This window comes from Actinomadura sp. RB99 (assembly GCF_014706005.1).
Taxonomy (GTDB): domain Bacteria; phylum Actinomycetota; class Actinomycetes; order Streptosporangiales; family Streptosporangiaceae; genus Spirillospora.
The window spans coordinates 148,138-172,000 of the sequence record NZ_JABMCA010000006.1 but is presented as its reverse complement, the minus strand read 5'-3'; the positions used below and the strand labels follow the sequence as shown (position 1 = coordinate 172,000).

Here is a 23,863-nt window from a genome sequence, read left to right as displayed (position 1 = left end):
GTCCCTCCCTCGCCCGGGGTTAGCGGCCGCCGGGCCGCACGGCGGTGCTCTCCCTCACCACGAGCTCCGGTTCCACGGTGCGGCGCGCCGGCGGGCCGGCGCCCTCGCCCGCAGGGTCGTCGACGCGTTCCAGCAGCAGCTGGAACGCGTGCCGCCCGACCTCGCCGAACGGCTGCCGGACGCTGGTCAGCGGGGGCGCGAAGTAGGGCGCCTCCGGAACGTCGTCGAAGCCCACCACGCTCACCTCCTCCGGGACGCGGCGGCCCGCCTCGCGCAGCGCGCGCAGCAGGCCGAGGGCCATCGGGTCGTTGGCGGCGAACACCGCGGTCACCGCCGGGTCGGCGGCCAGCCGCCGGCCGAGCTCGTACCCCGACCGGGCGCTCCAGTCGCCGGACAGCGGCTCGGGGACCTCGCGGCCCTCGTCCGCGAGCACCGAGCGCCAGCCGTCCACGCGGGCGCTCGCGTCGATCCAGTCCGCGGGTCCGGCCATGTGGAACACGGTCTCGTGCCCGAGGCTCAGCAGGTGCCGGACGGCCCGCACCGCGCCCGCGCGGTGGTCCACCGACGCGACCGGCACCGGCAGGTCGTCGCCCGCGCCGACCGCCACCACCGGCATGTCCGGCGGGAGGCGCCGCAGCCCCTCGGCCGCCGACTGGTGCGGCGCGATGATGACGATCCCGTCCACCGACTGGGCGCGCAGCCGCTGCACGCCGTCCTCGATGGAGCGCTTGGTGAGCGAGCCGAGGCTGGCGATGTTGATCATGTAGTCGGCGCTGCGCGCGGCCCGCTCGATCCCGTACAGGGTCGAGGCGGGCCCGTACAGCGTCGTGTCGAAGCTGACCACGCCGAGCACCCCGGACCGGCCGGTCGCGAGCACGCGCGCCGCAGAGTTCGGCCGGTAGTCCAGTTCGCGCATCGCCGCGAGCACCCGCTCGCGGGTCCGCGGCGCGACCTTGCCGGGGTCGTTCAGCACCCGCGACACCGTCATCGCCGAGACGCCCGCGAGCACCGCGACGTCCTCCATGACCGCCGCGCGCGGCCGCGCGCCGCCCGGCCCGGAACCGGACGGGCCGGTGCCGGACGGGGGAGGGGGCGCCGCGGTGGTCACTGTGATCTGCTCCACATCGATCGGGTGCCCTGAATGTTTGCGCTAACGCAAAACGATGTCAATACCCAGGAAACAATCGTGGTAGCGCAAACATCAAGCGCGGAGGAAAGGGGCGGTCGGAAACGCGCGTCGCGATCCGGTAACGGCGCTCTCCCCGGCGGGGCTGAGCGGGGACACTTCCCGTGCGTCCGGGAAAGCACGGTGCCCGTGCCCGTGGGTTCCCGGTACCGGGGGACCGCCACGGGTCCCAGCATGGAAAGGATGGTCGTGGTGATATCCGCCCCGCGGAGGCGCAGGTCGCCACCGTGGTTCGGTGCGGAGACGAGGCGCGCCCTCGCCGCCGGCCTCGCGGTGGCCGCGCTCGCGCTGGCCGCGGGATGGCCGTACTGGCGCGACCATGCCGCCGCGGCGGCGCTCGGCCTGGTCAGCACCGGCGGGATCGCGGTGGTCGGCGCGCTGCTGGCGACGGGAAACCGCAGCCGGCGCACCGGGCTGCTGTTCCTGGCCGCGTCGCTGTTCTGGGCGCTGAACTGGCTGGCGAGCTGGAACACCGGGCCCGGACCGCTGCTGTCGCCGTACGCCCAGGCCGACTTCTACCTCACCCTCGCGGTGGGCGTCCTGCTGTACCCGGCCGGACGGCTGGAGTACCGCGCCGACCGGATCTGGACGGTGTTCGCCTGCGCGGTCCTGTGGGGCTGCCCGACCGCGCTGTGGGTCACCTCGCGCCCCGCGTGGGCGGCGTTCCGCGGGCGGCACGTGTGGTGGCCGGCGCCGTTCCCCGACCACGCGGCGTTCCGCGCCGTCCTGGAGGTCTCCGCCGCGCTGTACCTCGTGCTCGCCGTCTCCTTCGCCGTCGTCCTGCTGCTGCGGCTGCCGAAGATGAGCCGGATGCGGCGGGTGGTGGCGCTGCCGGTCACCCTGGCCCTGGCGTTCGTCGGGCTCTCCGCGGCGCTGACGCAGCGGCCGATCATGGAGGAGTCCATCTCGCTGGACGCGCTGCTGCGGGTGTACGCGATCCAGGGCGCGGTGTCCGCCCTCATCCCGCTCGCGCTGCTGGCGTCCGGGCTGCGCGTCCGGCTCGCGGAACTGGCCGTCGCCGGCCGGATGCTGCGGCTGACCGCCCCGGTGTCGGTGGAGCGGATCCGCGACGCCCTCCGCGACGTCCTGCAGGACCCGTCCTTGGAGCTGTGGTTCTGGGCGCCCGCCGAGCAGGTCTACGTCGACACCGCGGGGCGCCCCGTCGCAGTGGACGCCGGCGACGCCGGACCGGCGGACGGCGATCCGCCGGCGGGAGACGGGGGGCGGTGGCGCCGCCGCGTCGAGACCGCCGCCGGCGAGCCCCTCGCGATCGTGGAGCTGGGCGCGGCGCTGCGCGACCACGGGTCGCTGGTCGAGGCGGCGCTGGCGGCCGGCGGCCGGGCGCTGGAGACGGCGCGGCTCCAGTCCAACGTCCAGGCCGGCCTGGAGCAGGTGCGGTCGGCGTACGAGCGGCTGCTGCGCGCCGAGACCGTGGAGCGCGAGCGGCTGGCCCGCGACCTGCACGACGGCGCGCAGCAGCGGCTGCTGGCGCTCGGCGCGATGCTCGGCACCCTGGAGGCCCTCGCCGAGGACCCGGCCGTGAAGGAGCACGCGCGCACGTGCCGCGCGGAGCTGATGGCGGCGCTGGCCGAGCTGCGCGCGCTCGCCCGCGAGGTGCAGCCGGCCCTGCTCGTCCAGGACGGCCTCGGCCCGGCGCTGGAGGTCGTCGCCGAGCGGCTCGGCACCCGGGTGCTGCTGGACGTGACCGCCGAGCGCTACTCCCGCGAGATCGAGTCCGCGCTTTACTCGGTGCTCTGCGAGGCTTTGTCGTACGCTGTCGACCGCGCGCGTGCGACCCGCGTGACCGTCCGGGTGCGTCCGGACGGCCGCCGGCTGGTGGCCGAGGTCATCGACGACGGGGAGCGGCCGGGCGAGCCCGGCACGGTGCCGGACGCGCTGGCCGGGCGGATCAGGGCGCTGCGCGGGCATGTGGAAGTCGACGGCGAGCCCGCCCGGGGCACGACGGTGAGGATGGTCCTGCCATGCGAGTAGCCGTGGCGGAGGACAGCGGGATCTTCCGGCAGGCGCTGGTCACCCTGCTCACCACGGTCGGCATCGAGGTGACGGTGTCCGCGGGATCGGGCGAGGAGCTGCTCGCCCGCGTCGCCGAGGACCCGCCGGACGTCGCGATCCTCGACCTGCACATGCCGCCGACGCACACCAACGAGGGCGTGGTCGCGGCGCGCGAGCTGATGCGGCGCCACGCCGGGATCGGCGTGCTGGTGCTGTCCGCCTTCAACGAGACGCCGCAGGCCATGGAGCTGTTCCGGGACCAGCCGCGCCGCGTCGGCTACCTGCTGAAGGACCACGTCACCGACGTCGACAACCTGCGCGGCGCGCTGGAGCGGGTGATGCGCGGCGAGGTCGTCATCGACCCGGACGTGGTGAGCCGGCTGGTCGAGGCCCGGCACCGGGAGCGGGAGCTCTCCCGGCTGTCCGGCCGCGAGCGGGAGGTCCTGGGCCTGATGGCGGAGGGGCACTCCAACGCGGGGATCGGCAAGCGGCTGCACCTGTCCGCCCGCACCGTGGAGGACCACGTCCGGGCCATCTTCACCAAGCTCAAGATCACCTCGTCGGGCGGGCCGCCCGGCCCGCAGGACAGCAACAAGCGGGTGCTGGCGGTGCTCACCTGGCTGCGCGCCGCCGAGACGCAGTGACACGGGCGCGCTGACACGGACGCGCTGAGACGGACGCGGTGACACGGACGAGATGAGACGGACGCGCTGAGAGGGCCCGCGCGCGGCCCGGAGAACGCGTGAGGGCGCGCCCGCACCGCCCGTTCCGCGCATCGATCGGGTAACGGGCTTCCGCGCACGGCGGTGCTGTGGGGAGAATCCTCTGTACGAGTCCGGTCGCGGTACGTGACGCCGGTGGTGGCCCCCGCACGCCACCGGGGCGCGCCTCGGGCCGTGCCCGTGGCCGTCCGGTGCCCCCATCGTCCCGCCGGCGCGCCCCGGGCGCATCCGGGGAAACCCGAGGCCCGCCCGGTGGTTCCCCGGGGCCGCGTCCGCCGGCTCGCCGTGTGCGCGGTCTCCGGCGCGGGCCCCCGGGCCCTCGACAGGAAAGGGACGGCTGGCTGTGAGGACGGTGCGCCTGCGGGCGCCGTCGTGGTTCGGCGCTCCGCTGCGCCGCGCCGCCGCGGGGGGCGCGGCGGTGGCGGCGGGGGCGCTCGCCGCGGGCTGGCCGTACTGGCGCGACCACCCGGCCGCCGCCGCGGTCACGCTGGCGTGCTGCGGCGGGTTCGCCGTCGCGGGCGGGCTGCTGGCCGCCGGGAGGCTCGGCCGGCGGACCGGCGCGGCGTTCACCGCCGGCGCGGCGGCGTGGGCGGTGACCTGGACGGCGAGCTGGAACGCGGGCGCCGGCCCGGTGGTGTCGGTGTTCGCGCAGTCGGTCTTCTTCGTCGCGATCGGGGTGGGCGTGCTGCTGTACCCCGACGGCCGGCTCGACGGCGCCGTCGCCCGGGCGTGGACCGGCGTCACGGCGGCCGTCATGCTCGGCGGGCAGGCGCTGCTGTGCGCGCTGTCGCGGCCCGCGTGGAACGGGTTCGACGCGGCGGTGGCCTGGCCGTCGGTCGCCCCCGACCGGGAGGCGTTCGGCTCCGCCTACCGCGGCGTCACGACCGTGGAGGCGGTGCTGGCCGGCGTGCTCGTGGTCATCCTGCTGCTGCGGCTGCCGGGCACCGGCCGGCTCGACCGCCGGTACACCGTCCCGGTCGCCGTCGCCGTCACGGTCGGCGTCGCCGGGGCGCTCGCCGTGCAGGGCTCGCTCATCGGCCGCGACGTGACCCTGGACGACGTGATGGAGGTCTACCTCGTCCAGGGCGTGTTCGCGACGGTGCTGCCGCTGGCGTTCCTCGCCGCGGCGCTGCGCGCCCGGCTGGCCGAGCTGTCCGCCGCCGAGCGGATGCAGCGCCTCACCGACCCGGTGTCGGTGGAGAAGGTGCGGGACGCGCTGCGCCGCGTCCTGCGCGACGCCACCCTGGAGCTGTGGCTGTGGGCGGAGGGCGGCTACGTCGACGTCACCCGGCGCGGCGCCGCGGTCGGCGACGGGCCGGCGCCGGGCCGCTGGCGGCACGAGGTCCGCACGTCCGCCGGGGAACCGCTCGCCGCCGTCGACACCGACGACCGGCTGCGCGGGCACGAGCAGCTCGTCGAGGCGGCGCTCGTCGCGGGCGGCCGCGCGCTGGAGACCGTCCGGCTGCAGGCCGCGGCGCGGACGCACCTCGAACGGGCGCGCGACGCGCGGGAACGGCTCGTCCGCGTCCAGGCGGCCGAGCGCGAACGGCTCGCGGCCGAGCTGCAGCGCAGCGCCCAGCAGCGGCTGCGCGCGCTGGAGGAACTGCTGGCGGAGCTGGAGCGGGCGGTCGGCCCGCAGGCCCGCGAGCATGCGCGCGCCTGCCGCCGGGAACTGGCGGAGGCGGCCGCGGAGCTGGACGGCCTGGCCCGCGGCGTGCACCCGGCGATCCTCACCGACGCGGGGCTGGACGCCGCGATGCGGCTCGTCGCCGGCCGGGCGCCGGTGCCCGTCCGGCTCGACCTGCCCGGCCGCCGGTACCCGCCGGAGATCGAGTCGACGCTGTACTTCGCCCTCTGCGAGGCGCTGGCCAACGCGGCCAAGCACGCGGGCGCCGACGAGATCCGGCTGAGCGTGCGCGACGAGGCGGGCCGCGTCGTCGCCGAGGTCCGCGACGACGGGGCGGGCGGCGCGGGCGCCGTCCCCGGCGGCGGGCTCGCGGGCCTCACCGACCGGGTCCGCGCGCTGCGCGGGCACGTCGACGTCGAGAGTCCCCCCGGCCGGGGCACCACCGTCCGGATCACCCTGCCGACGCCCCGATGACCGGCCGGGCGGCACCGGCGGGTCCGGCTGCTCCGACCTCGCCGCGGACCTGACGTGGGAGGCCGTGCTTCTGGAACACTGGAACGCCCCGCCGCGCCACCCGGATGACCGGGCGGCGGCGGGCGAGGACGGCGCGGACAGGGAGACATGGGCGAGCGGGTACGGGTGCGCAAGGACCGTGACGAGCGGCGCGAGCAGATCCTGGTGTGCGCGCGGGAGCTGTTCAGCGAACGGCCGTACGAGGAGGTCTCGAACACCGAGATCGCGGCGGTGGCGGGCGTCAGCCGGGGCCTCCTGAACCACTACTTCGGCACCAAGCGGGAGCTGTACCTGGCGGTCGTGGAGCGGATGCTGCACATCCCGCCGGTCCCGGTGCCCGCCTACGAGCCGGGGGCGAGCGTCCGCGAGCGGGTCACCGAGAGCATCACCGGCTGGCTGGAGCTGCTGGAGCGCAACGCCGGGACCTGGCTCGTCGCGCTGGACATGGCGGCGGGGACCGCGGGCGACGACGACCTCGCCCGGCTGGTGGACGCGGCGCGGGAGGGCGCGGTCGACCACATCACCGAGGTGGTCGGGCTGTCCCGGCTCGCCGCCGAGCATCCGGAGGTGCGCTCGGCGCTGCGCGGTTTCAGCGGGATGGCGGAGGCCGCGACCCGCGAGTGGCTGCGGCACGGCCGGCTCACCCGGGCGCAGGTGCACCTGCTGCTGGAGGAGACGATCATGCATCTGATCGAGGAGACCGTGCCGAGGATGACGGCCCGGGGCTGAGTGGCGCAGGGCTGAGCGGCGGAGGGGTGAGCGGTGCAGGGGCGCGGCGGCGGTCAGACCTCGATGCACTCCATCGACGCGTCGGCGATGCGGCGGGCCGGCTCCTCCCAGCGGCGGCGCAGCTCCCACAGCACGCACTGGCCGCGGACGGCGGGCCAGCCGTCCGGCAGGTGCTCCACCGGCAGCCGCGGGTCGGCGCGGACGAGCTCCAGCCACTCGGTCGACATCCACAGGTAGCGGGCCAGATCGTCGGGCGCGCCGGGCAGCGGCTCGGGGCGGTCCCAGCGGCGGAGGAAGGCGCGGTGGCCGGCGGCCAGGGGACCGAGGTCGAACGCCTCGCGGAGCATCGCCGGGACGTCGGTCGGCGCCTGCGCGGGGCCGGCGAACACCTTGAGGCGCCCGTCCAGGCCGAGCCCGTCGACGAGCGCGGGGACGTCCACCGCCGACGGCGCGATCCACGTGCCGTTGCCGAGCGACCCGAACCCCGCCCAGGCCAGCCGGGCGCGCAGGTCGTGCCGGACGCGCCGCCAGGACTCCGGCAGCGAGAACGCCAGCACGGTCCAGGTCCCGTCCCAGTCGGTGTTCAGCACGCCGCGCCGCCACACCCGGTCCTCGCCGTCGAGCAGGATCGCCTCGGAGCGCGGGGTGAGGCCGAAGTGCATCCGGCGGCCCGCCCGGTGCCGCGCCAGCAGCCCGCGGTCGACCATGCGGGCCAGCGTCGAGCGGACCGCGTGCTCGCCGACGCCGAGCCGGCCGAACGCGTCGATGAAGCTGCCGGAGAACACCGCGACGCGGCGGCCGAGCACGTAGTTCCCGAGGTAGGTCAGCATCAGCGACCGGGGCCGGAGCCGCGGCGGCGCGTCGGCGCCGTCCAGGGCCTCGCCGTCGTCCAAGGCCTCACCGCCGCCCGGCGCGTCCGCCGCCGGGCGGCCTTCTCGTCCCATCCGCTCGGCTCCCGTCGTCCCGCCGCGCAGCGCGGCCCGGAAGGCGCCCGGGACCTCGTTGTTCGGCACATGCTTGACCGCTGTGAAGCATACGCCTAACTTCGAACGCGACGCCCTGGGAGGACCGCCGCATGCTCGACGAAGGACCCGGCACCCCGCCGGCCGCGCGCGGAGCCGCGCCGTCCCGGCCCGCCGCGCCCGGGCGGCGCCCCACCGTGACCAGCCGGGTCCTCGGCATCCTCGAGGCGTTCACGCCGGAGCGCCCGGCCCTGACCATCACCCAGATCGCGCGCCGCGCCGCGCTGCCGCTGTCCACCGCGCACCGGCTCGTCGGCGAGCTGACGTGCTGGGGCGCGCTCGAGCGCGACGACGCGGGCCTCTACCGCGTCGGGCTGCGGCTGTGGGAGGTCGGCGCCCTCGGGCGGGGCCCGGCCCTCCGCGAGGCCGCGATGCCGTTCCTGGAGGACCTGTACGAGGCCACCCACGAGAACGTCCATCTCGCCGTCCTGGACGGCCTGGACGTCGTGTACATCGAGCGGATCTCCGCCCGCGACGCCGTGCACGTGTTCTCCCGCGTCGGCGGCCGCTGGCCGGCGCACGCGACCGGCGTCGGCCTGGCCATGCTCGCGTACTCCGGCCGGGACCTGCAGGAGCGCGCGATCGCCGGGCCGCTGCGCCGCTTCACCCCGAGGACCATCGCCACCGGTCCCGAGCTGCGCCGCGTCCTGGCGGAGGTCCGCCGCACGGGGGCCGCGGTCAGCGACGGGCAGGTGGAGACGTTCGCGATGTCCGTCGGCGCGCCGGTGTTCGGCCCGGACGACCGGGTGGTGGCGGCCGTCGCGGTCGTCGTCCCGGCGTCCGGCTGGGAGGCGCGCTCGCTCGTCCCCGTCGTGCGGGCCGGCGCCCGCGGCATCTCCCGCGCCCTCGGCGCGCCGCGCGCCCTGCGCCCGCCGGAGTCGGCGATGCGCGAGATCTGACCGGGGTCCCTTCCCGGAAGGGCGGATTCTTCCGCTGGACGGAATCGGTGTGGCCCGGCCTCGCGGGCGGCGGCGAGGGTCGTCTCCACGGTCCTTCGTCCACCCCGAGGAGCAGCCCATGGCCGTCGCACGCAACCAGTGGTACGTCGCCGCCTACAGCGAGGAGGTCGGCGACGGCCTGCTCGCCCGGACGATCTGCGGCGAGCCGCTCGTCATGTACCGCACGGGGGCGGGGCAGGCCGTCGCGCTCGCCGACCGCTGCGTGCACCGGCGCTTCCCGCTGTCGGCGAGCAACCGCGACGGCGACCGGATCGTCTGCGGCTACCACGGCTTCACCTACGCCCCCGACGGGGCGTGCGTCGCCGTGCCCGGGCAGACCCGGATCCCGCGCACCGCCCGCGTCCCCGCCTACCAGGTCGTCGAGCAGGACTCGCTGGTCTGGGTGTGGATCGGCGACGGGACGGGCGACGCGGCCTCCATCCCGCGCGCCCCCTGGCTGAGCTCGCCGGACTACGTGACCGTCCGGGGCATGGAGCCGCTCGCCGCCCGGTACGAGCTGCTCGTCGACAACCTCCTCGACCTGTCCCACGAGACCTACCTGCACGCCGGGTACATCGGCACGCCCGAGGTCGCGCAGACCCCGATCACCACGGAGGTCGACGACGAGGCCGGGATCGTCTACGTGAGCCGCCGCATGAAGGACGTCGAGTGCCCGCCGTTCTACTCCGAGTCGACCGGCGTCGAGGGCCGGATCGACCGGTGGCAGGACATCGAGTACCACCCGCCGTGCTTCTACCTGCTGCACAGCCGGATCGCGCCGACCGGCGTGGAGCCCGGCCCGGACGGCGACGACCCGCACGCGTTCCACGTGGAGGTCGGCTACGCGATCGTCCCGGAGACCGACACGACCACCCACGACTTCTGGTGGGTCGCCCGCGACTTCGCGCTGGACGACGAGGGCGTCTCGCGGTTCCTGCACGACAGCAACCGCACCGTCGTCCTGCAGGACGTCGCGGCGCTGAACCTGCTGGAGACGGTGATCGCCGCCGAGCCCGAGGGCTACCAGGAGCTGTCCATCAACATCGACACCGGCGGGCTGGCCGCCCGGCGCGTCCTCCAGCGGCTCACGGCGGCGCGATGAGCGCCGGCCGCCTGCGGGTGGAGTGGTCCCCGGGGTCGGACCGGCTCACCGGCATCTGCCACTGCGGCGCCCGGCGCACCGCCGATGACCCGGCCGACATCTGGGCGTGGCTGCTCTCCCACCCCGACCACGACGCCTCCTGAAGCGCCGGGGGGCACCGGGACGTCCCGGTGCCGGGGGGCACCGGGACGTCCCGGTGCCCCCGTCGCTTCAGCCGATGTCGCGGCGCCGGAAGCCGAGCAGCGCGACCGCGGTGACGGCGACCGCCACGGCGGTCAGGACGGCGACCGGCAGGACGTCGAAGCCCCCGCCGGGCAGCTTCGGCGTGTGCGTGAACGGCGAGACGTCCATCACCGCCTGCGGCAGCTTCAGCAGCGGACCGACCTGCCCGAGCAGCAGGCACGCCGCCAGCACGCCCCACCCGGCGGACGTCGCGCGGGGGAGGAGGCCGAAGATCAGCGCGGCCACGGCGGCGACGACCCACACCGCCGGCAGCTGCACGAGCGCGGCGCCGAGCTCCCGGGGAAGCCGGCCGCCCAGGTCGTGGGAGCGGGCTCCGTGCACCAGCCCGACGGCGAGCCCGCTGAGGCCGAGGAGGACCACCGTCCCCGCGACGGTGACGGCGAGGCTCGCGACGGCCCAGCGGGTCCGGCCGACGGCGGTCGCGAGCACCGGCTCGAGGCGCCCGCCGCTCTCCTCCGCCCGCATCCGGAGCACGCTCTGCACCGCGTAGGCCGACGTGAACAGCGCCATGAGGCCCATGGCGGTGGCGAGGAACGCGTCCGCGACGTCCTCCTGCCCGCCCATCCTGCGGATCTCGTCGAGGACGGAGTCGCTGCCGTTGACCAGGTCGCCGACGCCGTCGGCCACGCCCCCGATGGCGAGCCCGTACACCAGGAACGCGACGGACCAGCCGAGCAGCGAGCCGCGCTGCAGCCGCCACGACAGGCCGAGCGGGCCGCGCAGCGACGCCGCGGCCCGGGCCGGGCCCGGCGAGGGGGCGAGGATCCCGGCGCCGAGGTCGCGGCGCCCGGCCAGCGCGTACGCGGCCGCGACCAGGAGCGCGGACGCGAGCAGGGGGAGCAGCAGCACGGCCCACTGCTCGCCGGCGTGCGGGCGCACCCGCTGCGCCCAGCCGATCGGGGACAGCCAGGACGCCCAGTGCGCGGAACCGGCGTCGGCCACGCTCCGGACCAGGTACGCGGCGGCGAGCACGGCGAACGCCAGCCCGTTGGCCAGCCGGGACGTCTCGGCGAGCTGGGCGGTGACGGCGGCGACCCCGGCGAACACCAGGCCCGCACCGAACCAGGACAGCCCGAACGCGACCGAGCCCGCGACCGGCAGCCCGAAGAGGACCATGACGAGCGCGGCCAGGGACGCCGCGGCCGCGGCGGCCGTCACGGCGGTGGCGAGCGCGGCGGTCAGCGGGGCGCGGCGCCCGACGGCGGCGGCGCCGACCAGCTCCAGCCGGCCGGTCTCCTCCTCGGCGCGGGTGTGCCGGACGACGAGCAGCACGCACATGACGGCGGTGAGCGCGGCGCCGGTCGTGCCGACGCGCCACGCGCTGACGCCCGCGGCCGTGTGGTCGTTCAGCACCGGCCCGTACAGCGCCCGCATGGACGGGTTGCCGTCGATGCCGCGCGCGAAGCTCTCCAGCGCCGCGGGCGTGTCGTACCCGTTCTTGAAGCTGTACACGGTGCTGGCGACCAGCGCGGTGAGCACGTAGATCCAGGACGGCATCATGACGCGGTCGCGGCGCAGCCACATCTTCAGCAGCGTGCCCGCGCCCGCGAGGCCGCCCTCGGCGCGGGCGGCCCGCGCCGTCGGCCGCAGGGTGGTGGTGGTCATGACACGCCGCCTTCCTGCAGGGTCCGTCCGGCGTGGTCGTTCTCGTAGTGCCGCAGGAACAGTTCCTCGAGCGTGGGCGGCCGGCTGGTGAGGGAGCGGACGCCGATCTCGGTGAGCTGCCGGAGCGCGGCGTCCAGCTCGGCCGTCTCGACCTCGAAGGAGATGGTGTTGCCGTCGATGCGCACGTCGTGCGCGCCGGGCAGCGGAACGCCGCCGGGCGGCGCGGCGAGCTCCGCGTGGATCGACGTGCGGGTGAGGTGGCGCAGCTCGGCGAGCGTGCCGGTCTCCACGGTGCGGCCCTTGCGGATGATGGTGACGCGGTCGCAGAGCGCCTCCACCTCGCTGAGGATGTGGCTCGACAGCAGGACCGTCCGGCCGGCGCGCCGCTCCTCCCGCACGCACTCCTGGAACGCCTCCTCCATGAGCGGGTCGAGGCCGGAGGTGGGCTCGTCCAGGATGAGCAGCTCCGCGTCGGACGCGAACGCGGCGACGAGGGCGACCTTCTGCCGGTTGCCCTTGGAGTAGGCGCGCCCCCGCTTCTTCGGGTCCAGCTCGAAGCGGTCGAGGAGCTCGTCGCGGCGGCGGTCGTCGAGCCCGCCGCGCAGCCGCCCGAGCAGGTCGATGACCTCGCCGCCGGACAGGTTGGGCCACAGCGTGACGTCGCCGGGGACGTAGGCGAGGCGCCGGTGCAGGGCGGTCGCGTCGTGCCACGGGTCGCCGCCGAGCAGCCGCGCGGTCCCGGCGTCGGCGCGCATCAGCCCGAGCAGGACGCGGACGGTGGTGGACTTCCCGGCGCCGTTCGGGCCGAGGAAGCCGTGCACCTCGCCGGACGCCACGTCCAGGTCGAGCCCGTCGAGCGCGCGCGTCCGTCCGAACGTCTTGACCAGGCCCTCGGCCCGTACTGCCTCAGTCATCCTGCCTTCTCTCCCGGGTCTTCCTCGATGGGGGCGGTACGCCCGAAGTTCCCGCTCTCGTACTCCCGCATCGCGGCGCGGGCGCGCGCCGCGAGCTCCCGGCTCAGCAGGCGGTCGTCGAAGATGTCGAAGAAGGCGCGGCGCAGCCGCAGCGAGCCTTCCGGGGTGAAGGTGTCGACGCCCAGCGCCCGTGACAGGTGCTCGTGCAGGACCTCCATCCCGATCGTCATCGCGACGAGCGCGGCGGAGTAGGCGTGCATGTCGGTGGTGGTGGGCATGATGACCCCGGGCGGCAGCGGCCCGGCGAAGTAGCGCTCGGTGGTGTCGACCAGGTCGTCGAACACCCGCGCCGCGGCCGGGGAGCCGTCGACGAGCGCGCGGGCGAGGTAGCGCCGCACCGGCAGGTCGATCCGCATCGCCTTCGCCAGGAACCCCGGGTCGCCGATGCCGTCGATCTTCTCGGCGCTGAGCCGGTGGATGGTGTCCAGCGCGTAGGCGTCGCACGCCTCCCGCAGCTCCTGCTTGGACCCGAAGTGGTGCTGGACGAGCCCGACCGACACTCCGGCCGCCTCGGCGATGCCCCGGAACGTGGCCCCCTTGATCCCGTGCTCGGCGAACATCTCCAGCGCGGCGTCCCTGATCCGCGCGCGCGCCGTCAGGTCCTCCGGTGCCGCGCCCGTCTCCGTCATGCTTCCGACCCCCCTCCAATACAAGCGTTCAGTTCCCAATACCGATGTATACCATACGCATGTATTGGCCGGAGGGTGCGGCGCTCCGAAGACGGGAGGCGGCGGGGGCTGGAAGCGGCAAGTTAGCTTAGGCTAGCCTTATTTATCGTGCTGTCCCTCGCGCGGAGAACCCCCCGCACACCCCCGGCGAAGGAGGCCGCCGCGCCCCCCGCCCGGCATCCGGCGGGACGCTGGGCCGGGCTCGGCGTCCTCGCCGCCCTCCTGCTGCTGGCGGCCGCCGCGAGCCTGGCCGTCGGCGCCGAGCACGTCCCGCTCGGCCGGGTCTGGCCGGCCGTGCTCTCGCCGGACGGGTCGCGGGACGCGCTGATCGTGCACGGCCTGCGGCTCCCGCGCACCCTGCTCGGGATCGGCGTCGGCGCCGCGCTCGGCCTCGCCGGCGCGGTGATGCAGGCCCTCACCCGCAACCCGCTGGCGGAACCCGGCCTGCTCGGCGTGAACGGCGGCGCCGCCCTCGCGGTCGTCGTCGTCATCGGGGCGTTCCGCGCCGACGACGTCCTGGTCTACGTGTGGGCGGCGTTCGCCGGAGCCGCCGGGGCCGCGGTGCTCGTCCACGCGATCGGCGCGCGGGGGCGCGGCGGCACCTCGCCCGCGCGGCTGGTGCTCGCGGGAGCCGCCGTCAACGCCGTGTCCAGCGCGCTGACCGCCGGCCTGATGCTGCTCAGCCCGCGCGCCTTCAACGGCTTCCGGTTCTGGCAGGTCGGCACCCTCGCCGGGCGGGACGCCGCGGTGCTCGCCCGGGTCCTGCCGTTCATCGCCGCCGGGACGGCGCTGGCGCTGCTGCTCGCCCGCCCGCTGAACGCCCTCGGCCTCGGCGACGAGGCGGGCCGGGCGCTCGGCGCGTATCCGGGGCGGACGCGGGCGCTCGGCGCGCTGGCGGTCGTGCTGCTGTGCGGGTCGGCGACCGCGGCCGTGGGGCCGATCACGTTCCTCGGCCTCGCCGTCCCGTACGCGGTCCGCGCGCTCGTCGGGCCCGACCAGCGCTGGGTGCTGCCGTACTCGCTGCTGCTCGCGCCCGTCGTGCTGCTCGCCGCCGACATCGCCGGACGCGTCGCCGCGCCGGGCGAGCTCCAGACCGGGATCGTCACCGCGTTCCTGGGCGCGCCGCTGTTCATGGTCATCGTCCGCCGCGGAAGGACGCGGGAGCTGTGAGCCGGGTGATGCGGGCGGGCGGGGCATCGGTCCGGTGGGAGCCGCGGGCGGCGCTGGTGTGCGGGCTGGTGGCGCTTGTCGCGGCGGGCGCCGCGGTGCTCGTCGTCGGTTCCGGCGAGTTCCCCGTCTCGCCCGGGGACGTGGTGCGCTCGCTCGCCGGGCAGGGCGACCAGGCGACCGGCTTCATCGTCCGCACCCTGCGGCTGCCGCGCGCCGTGACCGGGCTGCTCGCCGGGCTGGCGCTCGGCACGAGCGGGGCGATCTTCCAGAGCATGTCCCGCAACCCGCTCGGCAGCCCCGACCTCATCGGCTTCACCACCGGGTCCGCGACCGGCGCGCTGCTCCAGATCCTGGTGTTCGGCGGCGGCGCGGTCGCGATCACGGTCAGCTCGGTCGCGGGCGCCTTCCTGACGGCGGCGGGCGTGTACGCCGTCGCGTACCGCCGGGGAGGCGGCGTGCACGGCGTCCGGCTGGTGCTGATCGGTGTGGCCGCCGCCGCGATGCTGGAGGCGGCGAACTCCTACCTCATCACCCGCGCCGAACTGCGCGAGGCGTACGAGGCCGCGTTCTGGCTGACCGGGAGCCTGAACGGGCGCGGCTGGGCGCAGGCCGTGCCGCTCGCCGCCGCGCTCGCGGTGCTCGTCCCGATGGCGCTGCTGCTCGCCCGCCCGCTCGGGATGGGGGAGATGGGGGACGACGCGGCGCGCGCGCTCGGCGTGCCCGTCCAGCGGACACGCGCGCTGCTCATGGTCGCGGGCGTCGGCCTCGTCGCGGCGGCGACCGCGGCGGCCGGCCCGGTGCCGTTCGTCGCGCTCGCGGCCCCGCAGCTCGCCCGCCGGCTGACCCGCCGCCCCGGCGCGCAACTGCTGTCCGCCGGGCTGACCGGCGCGGCGCTGCTCGCCTGCGGTGACCTCATCTCGCTGCACCTGCCGGTGGCGATGCCGGTCGGGGTGGTGACCGGCGTGCTCGGCGGCGCCTACCTGGCCTGGCTGCTGCTCACGGCGGGCCGCCGCGCCGCCGCCTGACGGCCTCGGGCCGGTCCCGCGCCGACGTCGGCGGACCCGGCGTTGACGCCGGACTGGCGATCAATTTAGGTTAGCCTTACCTAAGTTGAGGGGAGTTCCGTGCTGACCCGAGAAGAGCTGCACGCCGCGCTGACCGACGTGCTGGGCGAGGACGCAGGGCCCGGCGACAATCTCATCGAGCTCGGGATGGACTCGATCCGCCTCATGCAGCTGACCGGCCGGCTCCGCCGCCGCGGCGTCGAGGTCCGGTTCGCCGAGCTGGCCGAGCGGCCCACCCTCGCCGGCTGGTGGGACCTGCTCGCCGAGCGCGGCCAGATGGAGGCCCGCGCGCCGGAACCGGGACCCGAGGCGGGCGGCGAGCCGGTCGACGGCGGGGAGCCGGCCGGCCCGTTCCCGCTGGCCCTCATGCAGCACGCGTACTGGATCGGCCGCGACTCCGGCCAGTCCCTCGGCTCGGTCGCCGCGCACCTGTACGTCGAGCTGGACGGCCGCGCCATCGACCCGTCCCGGTTCGAGGCCGCCGTGCGCGCGCTCGCCGACCGGCACCCGATGCTGCGCGTCGCGGTCGGCGACGACGGGACGCAGCGGATCCTGCCCGAGCGACCCGGGCCCGCCGTGACCGTCCACGACCTGCGCCGCGCCGCCGACCCCGGCCCCGAGCTGGACCGGATCCGCGCCGAGATGTCGCGGCAGCGGCTCCCGATCGAGGACGGCCGCGTCTTCGACGCCCGCCTGAGCCTGCTCCCCGGAGGGACCGCGCGGCTGCACCTCGACGTCGACATGGTCGCCGCCGACGCGATGAGCTACCGCGTCATGCTGGCCGACCTCGCCGCGCTCTACGAGGGCGAGGCCCTTGCCCCGATCCGCTACGGCTACGCCCGCTACCTCGCCGACGACCCGCGCGCCGGCGCCCGCGAGCGGGACCGCCGGTGGTGGGCCGACCGGCTCGCCGACCTGCCGGGCCCGCCCGAGCCGCCGGTCGTCCCGGACCCGGGCGACGAGGTGGAGCGGCTGCACCACTGGCTGCCGCCGGAGGACAAGGCCCGCCTCATCGCCCGCGCGCACGCGGCGGCCGTGACCCCCGCGATGGCGCTCGCCGCCGTGTTCGCCGAGGTCGTCGGCGCGTGGTCGGCGACCCCGCGGTTCCTGCTGAACCTGCCGCTGTTCCACCGCGAGCCCGTCCACCCGGACGTGGACTCCGTCGTCGGCGACTTCACCGGCTCGATCATGCTGGAGGCCGACCTCTCCGAGGACCTGCCGTTCGTCGAGCGCGCCCGCGCCCTCCAGGCGAACCTGCACACCGCCGGCGCGCACGGCGACTACTCCGGCCTGGAGGTGCTGCGCGACCTGTCGCGGCTGCGCGGCGAGCAGGTCCTCGCGCCGATCGTCTACACCAGCGCGCTCAACCTGGGCGAGCTGTTCGGCGACGCGGTCCGCGAGCGGTTCGGCGAGCCCGCCTGGATCATCTCGCAGGGCCCGCAGGTGCTGCTGGACGCGCAGGTCACCGAGCTGGCCGGCGGGCTGCTCCTGAACTGGGACGTGCGCCGCCCCGCGTTCCCCGACGGCGTCGCCGAGGCGATGTTCGCCGCCTACACCGGCGCGATCGCCCGGCTCGGCGCGGACGGTGCCGACTGGGACGCGCCGCTCGGCATCGGCGCGCCGCCGGAGCAGCTCCGCGTCCGGCACCGCCTCAACGCCACCGGGGCTCCGCCGCCCTCGACCCTGACCAAGGGGTTCTTCGAGCACGCCCGCCGCACCCCGGACGCCCCGGCCCTGCACTGGGGCGACGACGGCACCCTCACCTACGCCGAACTCGCCGACCGGGCGCTGCGCGTCGCCGCCGCCTTGGTCGCCCAGGGCGTCCGGCCCGGCGACCGGGTCTCGATCGAGCTTCCCAAGGGGCCCGGCCAGGCCGCCGCCGCCCTCGGCGTGCTCGCCGCGGGCGCCGCCTACGTGCCGATCGGCCCCGAGCAGCCGGCCGCGCGCCGCGAGCGGATCCGCGCGGGCGCCGCCGTCGCCGCGTCCGTCGCCCCCGGCTTCGAGCCCGCCGCCGAGCCGCTGGCCGAGCCCGTCGCCGTCCGTCCCGACCAGGTCGCGTACGTGCTGTTCACGTCCGGGTCCACGGGCGAGCCGAAGGGCGTCGAGGTCTCGCACGGCGCCGCGATGAACACCATCGGCGACCTCGTCGAGCGCTTCGCCCTCGGCCGGGGCGACGTCACCCTCGGCGTCTCCGCCCTCGACTTCGACCTGTCGGTGTTCGACCTGTTCGCCCCCTGGACGGCGGGCGGCGCCGTGGTGATCCCCGGCGAGGACGAGCGGCGCGACGCCGCCCGCTGGAACGCGCTCGCCGCCCGGTGGTCGGTGACCGTGCTGAACAGCGTCCCGTCCGTGCTGGAGATGCTGCTGCGGTCGGGGCCCGTCCCGTCCCTGCGGCTGGTGCTGCTCGGCGGCGACTGGGTCGGCACCCACCTGCCCGGGCTGCTCGCCGAGCGCGCGCCGGGCGCCCGGTTCGTCGCGCTAGGCGGCACCACCGAGACCGCGATCCACTCCACGGTGCAGGAGGTCGCGGGCGAGGTCCCGGCCGACTGGCGCGCCGTCCCGTACGGGGTGCCGCTCGGCGGCGTCGCCTGCCGGGTCGTCGACGACCTGGGCCGCGACCGCCCCGACTGGGTCGCGGGCGAGCTGTGGATCGGCGGCGCGGGCGTCGCCGACGGCTACACCGGCGACCCCGAGCGCACCGCGGACCGGTTCGTCGTCCGCGACGGCGTCCGCTGGTACCGGACCGGCGACCTCGCCCGCTACCGCCCGGACGGCACGCTGGAGTTCCTCGGCCGACGCGACGACCAGGTGAAGGTCCGCGGGTTCCGGATCGAGCTCGGCGAGGTCGAGGCCGCGCTGCGCGACCACCCGGCCGTGGAGCGCGCCGTCGCCCTGCTCGCCGGGAACCGGCTGTGCGCCGCCGTCACCCCCGGCGGCGTCCCCGCCGACGCGGTGCTGGCGCGCGCCCGCGACCTCGTGCCGCCGCACATGGTGCCGGAGGTGCTCGTCCCGGTCGCCGAGCTGCCGCTCACCGCGAACGGCAAGGTCGACCGGAAGGCGCTCGCCGCGCTCGCCGCCGCCGAGGCGGGGGAGGACGCCGCCCCCTACACCGAGCCCGCGACGTCCCTGGAAAGGGTGCTGGCCCGGATCGCCGCCGAGGTGCTGGGGAGGGAGCGCGTCGGCGCGGACGCCGACTTCTTCGCCCTCGGCGGCGACTCCGTCCTCGCGACGACCGTCGTCGCGCGGCTGCGCGAGGCGCTGGACACCTCCGCCCTGCCCGTCCGCGTCCTGTTCGCCGAGCGGACGATCGCCCGCATCGCCCGCCGCTTCACCGAGCTGGAGGACGCCCCCGGCCGCCTGGAGGCCGTCGCCGCCATCCGGCTGGAGGTCGACGCGATGTCCGACGACGAGGTCGAAGCCCACCTCGCCCGCTGACCCGGCCCCTGTCCACTCGCGGCGAGCCGCCGTCATGGGCCGCCCATGACGGCGGCTCGCCGCGACTCACCGGTCGGGTTCGGCGGCGGGGGTGAGGGTGGCGGTGCGGAGGGTCGTCAGGGTGAGGGCGAGGACCAGGGCGAGGACGGCGCTGACCGTCCCGTAGGCGACGATCGCCGGGCCCGGGGCCAGGTAGCGGCCGAGGGCTCCGGCGCCGAGCGAGCCGATGGCGGTCCCGCCGGTCTCCTGCGCCGCCCACAGGGAGTTGACGCGGCCCAGGTGCGAGTCGGGGGTGTGCGACTGGATGAGGCCGTACCGCAGGATCTCCTCGACGGACGCGGCGAACCCGTACCCGAACAGGATCGCGACGGCGAGCGCCGGATGGCGCGCCAGGCCGGTGCACGCCAGCAGGACGAACCCGGCGACCGACGCCGCGAGCAGCGCGAGGCCGGGGGCCCGGACGGAGCCCGCCCAGCCGCTGGTGACGGAGGCGAGGACCGCGCCGCACGCGGGCGCGGCGTACAGCAGCCCGACCGTGGACGGGCCGCCGCCGAGGCCGTGCTCGGCGAACGCCGGCATGAGCACCGGGATGCCGCCCGCGACCATGAACAGCAGGCCGAGCAGCATCAGCGACCCGACGACGCGGTGGGAGGCGACGAACCGCAGCCCGCCGCCGATCGACCTCAGCGGGTGGCCCTCGGCGTCGTCCTGCCCGTCCGCTCCGTCGGTCCCGTCCGGCCCGCCGGCGCGGGCGGGTTCGAGCGGCGGCAGCGACGTCAGCAGGCCGAGGGTGCCGAGGGTGCCGGCCGCGGCCGCCGCGTAGTTCCAGCCGACGCCGAACGCCGACACGACGAGGCCGCCGAGCGCGGGCGACAGCATCGACCCGAGCCGGACCGTCAGCGCGTTCAGCGCGCCCGCCGCGACGAGCCTGTCCGGGCCGGCGAGCGCGGGCGTCGCGGCGAGCAGCGCGGTGATCGCGACGCCGGTGGCGAGCCCGTCCCACGCGGCTAGGACGTACAGCGCGGCGGACGACGGGGACGGCAGGAACGCGTTCAGGGCGAGCAGCGCGAACGCGATCCCGGAGGCGGTGCGGGCGCGCAGCATCAGCCGCCGCCGGTCCCGCCGGTCGGCGAGCACGCCGCCCCACAGGAACCCGGCCAGCAGCGCGAGGCCCTCGGCGGCCGACACGGCGCCGACCTGCACGGTGGAGCCGGTCAGGTCGTAGACCTGCACGGGGACGGAGACGGCCAGCATGCCGATCCCGAAGACCGAGACGGTGCGGGCGATGAACACGTTGCGGAACGGCCGGCTGTCGCGCAGCGGGCCGACGTCCAGGGCGAGGCGCCGGGGCATCGTCGGGGGTTCTCCTCGGAAGGGGGAGTGAGTAAGGTAAGCCTATCCTTAGTTGATCGTGAGAGAAGGGCCCTCCCGGTGCAGCGCACGCTGATGAACGGAAAGATCCACCGAGCGACCGTGACCCAGGCCGACCTGCACTACGTGGGATCGCTGACGATCGACGCCGAGCTGATGGAGGCCGCCGGCATCGCCGAGGGGGAGCAGGTCCACCTCGTCGACATCAACAACGGCTCCCGCCTGGTCACCTACGCCATCACCGGCGAGGCGGGCAGCGGGGTCATTGGCGTGAACGGCGCGGCGGCCCGCCTCGTCCAGCCCGGCGACCTCGTCATCGTCATCACCTACGCCGCCCTCGACGACGCCGAGGTGGCCGCCCACGAGCCGCGCGTCGTGCACGTCGACGCCGCGAACCGGATCGTGGCGCTCGGCTCCGACCCCGCCGAGCCCGTCCCCGGCGCCCCCGCCCAGCTCGCCGGGCGCTGAGCCATGCCGGACACCGCTCCGGCCGTCATGGACGGCTTCACCCCCTGGCCCGCCCACCTCGAACAGCGCTACAAGGCGGAGGGCTACTGGAAGGACCGCGTCCTCGGCGACGTCCTGCGCGGCGACCCGGACCGGACCGCGCTCGTCGCCGGCGGGGACCGCCTCACCTACGCCGTCCTCGACCGCCGCGCCGAGCGGACCGCCGCCGGATTCCTGCGGCTGGGCGTCCGCCGCGGCGACCGCGTCATCGTCCAGCTGCCCAACACCACCGGTTTCGTCGTGGCGTTCCTGGCGCTCGTGCGGATCGGCGCGGCGCCCGTCCTCGCGCTGCCCGCGCACCGCGAGAGCGAGATCCGGTACCTGTGCGAGCTGGCCGAGGCCCGCGCCTACGTGTGCGGCGAGACGGACGGCGGCTTCGACTACCGTTCGATGGCCAGGACGCTGCCCGTCGAGCACGTCGTGGTGGACGGCGACGCCCAGGAGTTCACCGCCCTCGCCGATCTGGACGCCGAACCCGCGGAGTACCCGCGCCCCGATCCCGCCGACGTCGGCGTCCTGCTGCTGTCGGGCGGCACGACGGGGCTGCCGAAGCTGATCCCCCGGACGCACCGCGACTACGTCTACAACCTGGAGGCCAGCGCCGAGCTGTGCGGCTTCACCCGCGACACGGTCTACCTCGTGGTGCTGCCCGCCGCGCACAACTTCGCGCTCGCGTGCCCCGGGCTGCTCGGCGCGTTCGCGACCGGCGGGACGGTGGTGCTGGCCCCGTCCGGGGCGCCGGACGACGCGTTCCCGCTCATCGAGCGCGAGCGGGTCACCGCCTGCGCGGCCGTCCCGCCGATCGCGCTGCTGTGGCTGGACGCGGCCGCCTGGTCCGAGGACGACCTGTCGTCCCTGGAGCTCCTGCAGGTCGGCGGCGCGAAGCTGGCCGCCGAGCGCGCGGCGGAGGTGCCGGGCGTGCTCGGCTGCCGCGTCCAGCAGGTGTTCGGGATGGCGGAGGGGCTGCTGAACTTCACCCGCCTCGACGACCCGCCCGGCCTGGTGGAGCGGACGCAGGGCCGCCCGCTGTCCCCGGCCGACGAGATCCGGATCGTGGACGGCGACGGCGGGACGGTCGCGCCCGGCGAGGTCGGCGAGCTGCTCACCCGCGGCCCGTACACGCTGCGCGGCTACTACCGGGCGCCCGCCCACAACGCCCGCGCGTTCACGCCCGACGGCTACTACCGCACCGGCGACCTCGTCCGCGAGCTGCCGTCCGGGCACCTGGTCGTGGAGGGCCGCGAGAAGGACCAGATCAACCGGGGCGGCGACAAGGTGTCCGCCGAGGAGCTGGAGGATCACCTTCTCGCCCACCCGGCGGTCCATGACGCGGCCGTCGTCGGCGTCCCCGACCCGATGATGGGGGAGCGGACCTGCGCGTTCCTCGTCCTGCGGGACGCGGCGAAGGCCGCGCCGCCGACGCTGCGCGACGTCAAGGACTTCCTCCGCGACCGCGGCCTGGCCGCCTACAAGTGGCCCGACCGCCTGGAGACCGCCGACGCCTTCCCCCGCACCCCGGTCGGGAAGGTCAGCAAGAAGGCGCTGGCCGCCCGCCTGCATGAGGGAACCGCGCGTTAGCGAAGAGGCGCGCCGTCCTCGCGGAGACCTCCGCGGGGGCGGCGCGCCGCATGCGGGGCCGGTCAGGCGAGAGGGACGACGTACGGGGAGATGCTCGACAGCTTCTCGCAGGTCTCCTCGTACTCGCGATCGGGCGTCGAGCCGCTGACGATGCCGGCGCCGGCGCGCAGCCAGGCCCGCCCGTCCTGGCTGTAGAGCGCGCGAAGGACGAGCGCCGAGTCGAGCGCGCCGGTGTGCGACACGGCGACGACCGCGCCCGCGTACAGGCCGCGGCGCTCCTCCAGCCCGCCGATCGCCTCGATCGCGTCGGCCTTCGGGATGCCGGAGGCCGTCACGCCGGGGAACAGCGCGTCCAGCGCGTCCCAGCAGGTGCGGCCGGGCGCGAGGACGCCGCCGACGCTGGAGCCGAGGTGCTGGACGCTGCCGCGCTCCTTCACCGTCATGAACCCGGTGACGTGGACGGAGTCCGGATCGCACACCCGGTACAGCTCCTCCTGCGACGTCCGGACCGACACGGCGTGCTCGAAGATCTCCTTCGGGTCGGTCTCCAGCTCCCGGCGGGTGCGCGCGTCGGCGTCGCCGCCGAACCCGAACGCGCGGGTGCCGGCGAGCGGCTGCGTCATGACGCGCCCGTCCTCGTCCACGCTCGCGAGGACCTCGGGGCTGAACCCGGTGGCCTGGAACCCGCCGAGGTCGAGCAGGAACGACCGCGCGGGGGTGTTCGCGGCCCGGCCGCGCGCGTAGGTGGCGGCGACGTCGACCGGGTACGGGACGTCCAGCCGCCGGGACACGATGACCTTCTGGTACCGGCCCGCGGCGATGTCGCCGACGGCGCGGGCGACGCGCGCGCGGTAGGCGTCGCCGCCCTGCCGCACGTCCACCGGCGACGGCTCCGCGGTGCGGGCCGGGACGTCCGCCGCCAGCAGGTCCGCGACGCGTTCGACCTCGCGGGGGTCGGTGCCGGCCACGCGGGCCTCGCCGCCCTCGACCGTGACCTCGACGCGCGGGACGACGAGATGCGCGAGGCGCCCGGACGGGCTCGCCGAGGCGAACTCGAAGGCGATCCATCCGTAGGCGTTCCAGGCCGGGAGCGGCGCGGCGGCGAACGCCTCGCGCAGCGCGACGGCGGGCCGGCCGCCATAGGGCGCCGTCACCGGCTTCCGGTCGGGCCAGCGGGCGTGCACGGCGCCGGCGTCGAGGACGACCTCGCCGAGGACGCCGCCGGCGAACGTCCACCGGCCGGGCCGCTCGTAGACGACGTGGTCGGTGAAGAGGCCGGATCCGGCCAGCCGGGTCATCAGGCCGAGCGGTGCGCGGGCGGCCTCGACCACCCGTTCCGTGGGCTCTTCGTCAGTGCGCAGACCGGGGGACAAGGCAGTGGGCTCCCTTTGGGTGA

At 76.1% G+C, this 23,863-nt stretch carries 19 protein-coding genes; 12 read left to right on the top strand and 7 right to left on the bottom strand.

The features are described 5' to 3' along the window. Positions 1-19: 19 nt before the first annotated feature. Entirely contained in the window at positions 20-1,108 is a 1,089-nt protein-coding gene (locus tag amrb99_RS08325) for a LacI family DNA-binding transcriptional regulator (protein ID WP_347256592.1), read from the bottom strand. Between the two features lie 261 nt (positions 1,109-1,369). Between amrb99_RS08325 and amrb99_RS08320 the strand changes: the two genes are divergently transcribed. The 4 genes from amrb99_RS08320 to amrb99_RS08305 all read left to right on the top strand — a co-directional run bounded on the left by amrb99_RS08320 (position 1,370) and on the right by amrb99_RS08305 (position 6,790). Beyond that, positions 1,370-3,178 (top strand): histidine kinase, encoded by a 1,809-nt coding sequence (locus tag amrb99_RS08320; protein WP_190854251.1) that lies wholly within the window; start codon positions 1,370-1,372, stop codon positions 3,176-3,178. After that, positions 3,169-3,843 (top strand): response regulator transcription factor, encoded by a 675-nt coding sequence (locus tag amrb99_RS08315; protein WP_190854247.1) that lies wholly within the window; start codon positions 3,169-3,171, stop codon positions 3,841-3,843. Before amrb99_RS08320 ends, amrb99_RS08315 begins: the two co-directional genes overlap by 10 nt. A gap of 421 nt (positions 3,844-4,264) precedes the next feature. Further along, the gene (locus amrb99_RS08310; RefSeq protein WP_190854244.1) at positions 4,265-6,022 is read left to right on the top strand and encodes an ATP-binding protein; all 1,758 of its coding nucleotides are present in this window, start codon (positions 4,265-4,267) and stop codon (positions 6,020-6,022) included. Positions 6,023-6,169: 147 nt separating this feature from the next. After that, positions 6,170-6,790, top strand: a complete 621-nt coding sequence (locus tag amrb99_RS08305; RefSeq protein ID WP_190854241.1) for a TetR/AcrR family transcriptional regulator — start codon at positions 6,170-6,172, stop codon at positions 6,788-6,790. A gap of 53 nt (positions 6,791-6,843) precedes the next feature. Here the strand turns inward: amrb99_RS08305 and amrb99_RS08300 are convergent, their stop codons facing one another. After that, a complete protein-coding gene (locus amrb99_RS08300; RefSeq protein WP_347256591.1) occupies positions 6,844-7,803 on the bottom strand; it encodes a PaaX family transcriptional regulator in 960 nt (319 codons plus the stop codon). A 62-nt stretch (positions 7,804-7,865) separates the two neighbouring features. On the opposite strand from amrb99_RS08300, the gene amrb99_RS08295 reads away from it, so the two are divergent. From amrb99_RS08295 to amrb99_RS08285, 3 genes are all read left to right on the top strand, one after another. Then, positions 7,866-8,711: an IclR family transcriptional regulator gene (locus amrb99_RS08295; RefSeq protein ID WP_190854238.1), complete on the top strand. Its 846-nt coding sequence runs from the start codon at positions 7,866-7,868 to the stop codon at positions 8,709-8,711. A 118-nt stretch (positions 8,712-8,829) separates the two neighbouring features. Further along, the gene (locus amrb99_RS08290; RefSeq protein WP_190854235.1) at positions 8,830-9,852 is read left to right on the top strand and encodes an aromatic ring-hydroxylating dioxygenase subunit alpha; all 1,023 of its coding nucleotides are present in this window, start codon (positions 8,830-8,832) and stop codon (positions 9,850-9,852) included. Further along, positions 9,849-9,995 (top strand): hypothetical protein, encoded by a 147-nt coding sequence (locus amrb99_RS08285; RefSeq protein WP_190854231.1) that lies wholly within the window; start codon positions 9,849-9,851, stop codon positions 9,993-9,995. The genes amrb99_RS08290 and amrb99_RS08285 overlap by 4 nt, the downstream gene beginning before the upstream one ends. Before the next feature lie 67 nt (positions 9,996-10,062). Here the strand turns inward: amrb99_RS08285 and amrb99_RS08280 are convergent, their stop codons facing one another. Genes amrb99_RS08280 through amrb99_RS08270 form a run of 3 tightly spaced genes read right to left on the bottom strand, consistent with a single transcriptional unit; the run spans position 10,063 to position 13,303 of the window. Further along, positions 10,063-11,700 carry an ABC transporter permease gene (locus tag amrb99_RS08280; RefSeq protein ID WP_190854228.1) on the bottom strand — a complete coding sequence of 546 codons (1,638 nt, stop codon included), beginning with the start codon at positions 11,698-11,700 and terminating at the stop codon, positions 10,063-10,065. Continuing rightward, complete coding sequence (locus tag amrb99_RS08275) at positions 11,697-12,614, bottom strand: ABC transporter ATP-binding protein (protein WP_190854224.1); 918 nt, start codon at positions 12,612-12,614, stop codon at positions 11,697-11,699. Before amrb99_RS08275 ends, amrb99_RS08280 begins: the two co-directional genes overlap by 4 nt. Then, complete coding sequence (locus amrb99_RS08270; RefSeq protein ID WP_241755368.1) at positions 12,611-13,303, bottom strand: TetR/AcrR family transcriptional regulator; 693 nt, start codon at positions 13,301-13,303, stop codon at positions 12,611-12,613. Before amrb99_RS08270 ends, amrb99_RS08275 begins: the two co-directional genes overlap by 4 nt. 147 nt (positions 13,304-13,450) lie before the next feature. Here amrb99_RS08270 and amrb99_RS08265 point away from each other — a divergent pair, with 147 nt between their 5' ends. From amrb99_RS08265 to amrb99_RS08255, 3 genes are all read left to right on the top strand, one after another. Beyond that, on the top strand, positions 13,451-14,512 hold the full coding sequence (locus tag amrb99_RS08265) for an iron chelate uptake ABC transporter family permease subunit (RefSeq protein ID WP_347256590.1): 1,062 nt from the start codon (positions 13,451-13,453) through the stop codon (positions 14,510-14,512). Further along, positions 14,509-15,537: an iron chelate uptake ABC transporter family permease subunit gene (locus amrb99_RS08260; RefSeq protein ID WP_347256589.1), complete on the top strand. Its 1,029-nt coding sequence runs from the start codon at positions 14,509-14,511 to the stop codon at positions 15,535-15,537. The genes amrb99_RS08265 and amrb99_RS08260 overlap by 4 nt, the downstream gene beginning before the upstream one ends. Positions 15,538-15,636: 99 nt before the next feature. Further along, entirely contained in the window at positions 15,637-19,011 is a 3,375-nt protein-coding gene (locus tag amrb99_RS08255; protein ID WP_190854221.1) for a non-ribosomal peptide synthetase, read from the top strand. A 66-nt stretch (positions 19,012-19,077) separates the two neighbouring features. Here amrb99_RS08255 and entS read toward each other — a convergent pair whose 3' ends face one another. Then, positions 19,078-20,364 (bottom strand): enterobactin transporter EntS, encoded by a 1,287-nt coding sequence (gene entS, locus amrb99_RS08250; protein WP_190854218.1) that lies wholly within the window; start codon positions 20,362-20,364, stop codon positions 19,078-19,080. Positions 20,365-20,442: 78 nt separating this feature from the next. Between entS and panD the strand changes: the two genes are divergently transcribed. After that, positions 20,443-20,850, top strand: a complete 408-nt coding sequence (gene panD / locus amrb99_RS08245; RefSeq protein WP_190854216.1) for an aspartate 1-decarboxylase — start codon at positions 20,443-20,445, stop codon at positions 20,848-20,850. Between the two features lie 3 nt (positions 20,851-20,853). Continuing rightward, entirely contained in the window at positions 20,854-22,467 is a 1,614-nt protein-coding gene (locus amrb99_RS08240; protein ID WP_241755367.1) for an AMP-binding protein, read from the top strand. 62 nt (positions 22,468-22,529) lie between these two features. Here the strand turns inward: amrb99_RS08240 and amrb99_RS08235 are convergent, their stop codons facing one another. Next, positions 22,530-23,840, bottom strand: coding sequence for a salicylate synthase (locus amrb99_RS08235; protein ID WP_241755366.1), 1,311 nt, complete (start codon positions 23,838-23,840; stop codon positions 22,530-22,532). Positions 23,841-23,863: the final 23 nt, after the last annotated feature.

What these genes read in the sequence shown, in the direction of transcription:
- amrb99_RS08320 (WP_190854251.1), top strand. Translation starts at nt 1,370, where the DNA reads ATGGTCGTGGTGATATCCGCCCCGCGGAGGCGCAGGTCGCCACCGTGG.
- amrb99_RS08315 (WP_190854247.1), top strand. Translation starts at nt 3,169, where the DNA reads ATGCGAGTAGCCGTGGCGGAGGACAGCGGGATCTTCCGGCAGGCGCTG.
- amrb99_RS08305 (WP_190854241.1), top strand. Translation starts at nt 6,170, where the DNA reads ATGGGCGAGCGGGTACGGGTGCGCAAGGACCGTGACGAGCGGCGCGAG.
- amrb99_RS08295 (WP_190854238.1), top strand. Translation starts at nt 7,866, where the DNA reads ATGCTCGACGAAGGACCCGGCACCCCGCCGGCCGCGCGCGGAGCCGCG.
- amrb99_RS08290 (WP_190854235.1), top strand. Translation starts at nt 8,830, where the DNA reads ATGGCCGTCGCACGCAACCAGTGGTACGTCGCCGCCTACAGCGAGGAG.
- amrb99_RS08285 (WP_190854231.1), top strand. Translation starts at nt 9,849, where the DNA reads ATGAGCGCCGGCCGCCTGCGGGTGGAGTGGTCCCCGGGGTCGGACCGG.
- amrb99_RS08280 (WP_190854228.1), bottom strand. Translation starts at nt 11,700, where the DNA reads ATGACCACCACCACCCTGCGGCCGACGGCGCGGGCCGCCCGCGCCGAG.
- amrb99_RS08275 (WP_190854224.1), bottom strand. Translation starts at nt 12,614, where the DNA reads ATGACTGAGGCAGTACGGGCCGAGGGCCTGGTCAAGACGTTCGGACGG.
- amrb99_RS08270 (WP_241755368.1), bottom strand. Translation starts at nt 13,303, where the DNA reads ATGACGGAGACGGGCGCGGCACCGGAGGACCTGACGGCGCGCGCGCGG.
- entS (WP_190854218.1), bottom strand. Translation starts at nt 20,364, where the DNA reads ATGCCCCGGCGCCTCGCCCTGGACGTCGGCCCGCTGCGCGACAGCCGG.
- amrb99_RS08240 (WP_241755367.1), top strand. Translation starts at nt 20,854, where the DNA reads ATGCCGGACACCGCTCCGGCCGTCATGGACGGCTTCACCCCCTGGCCC.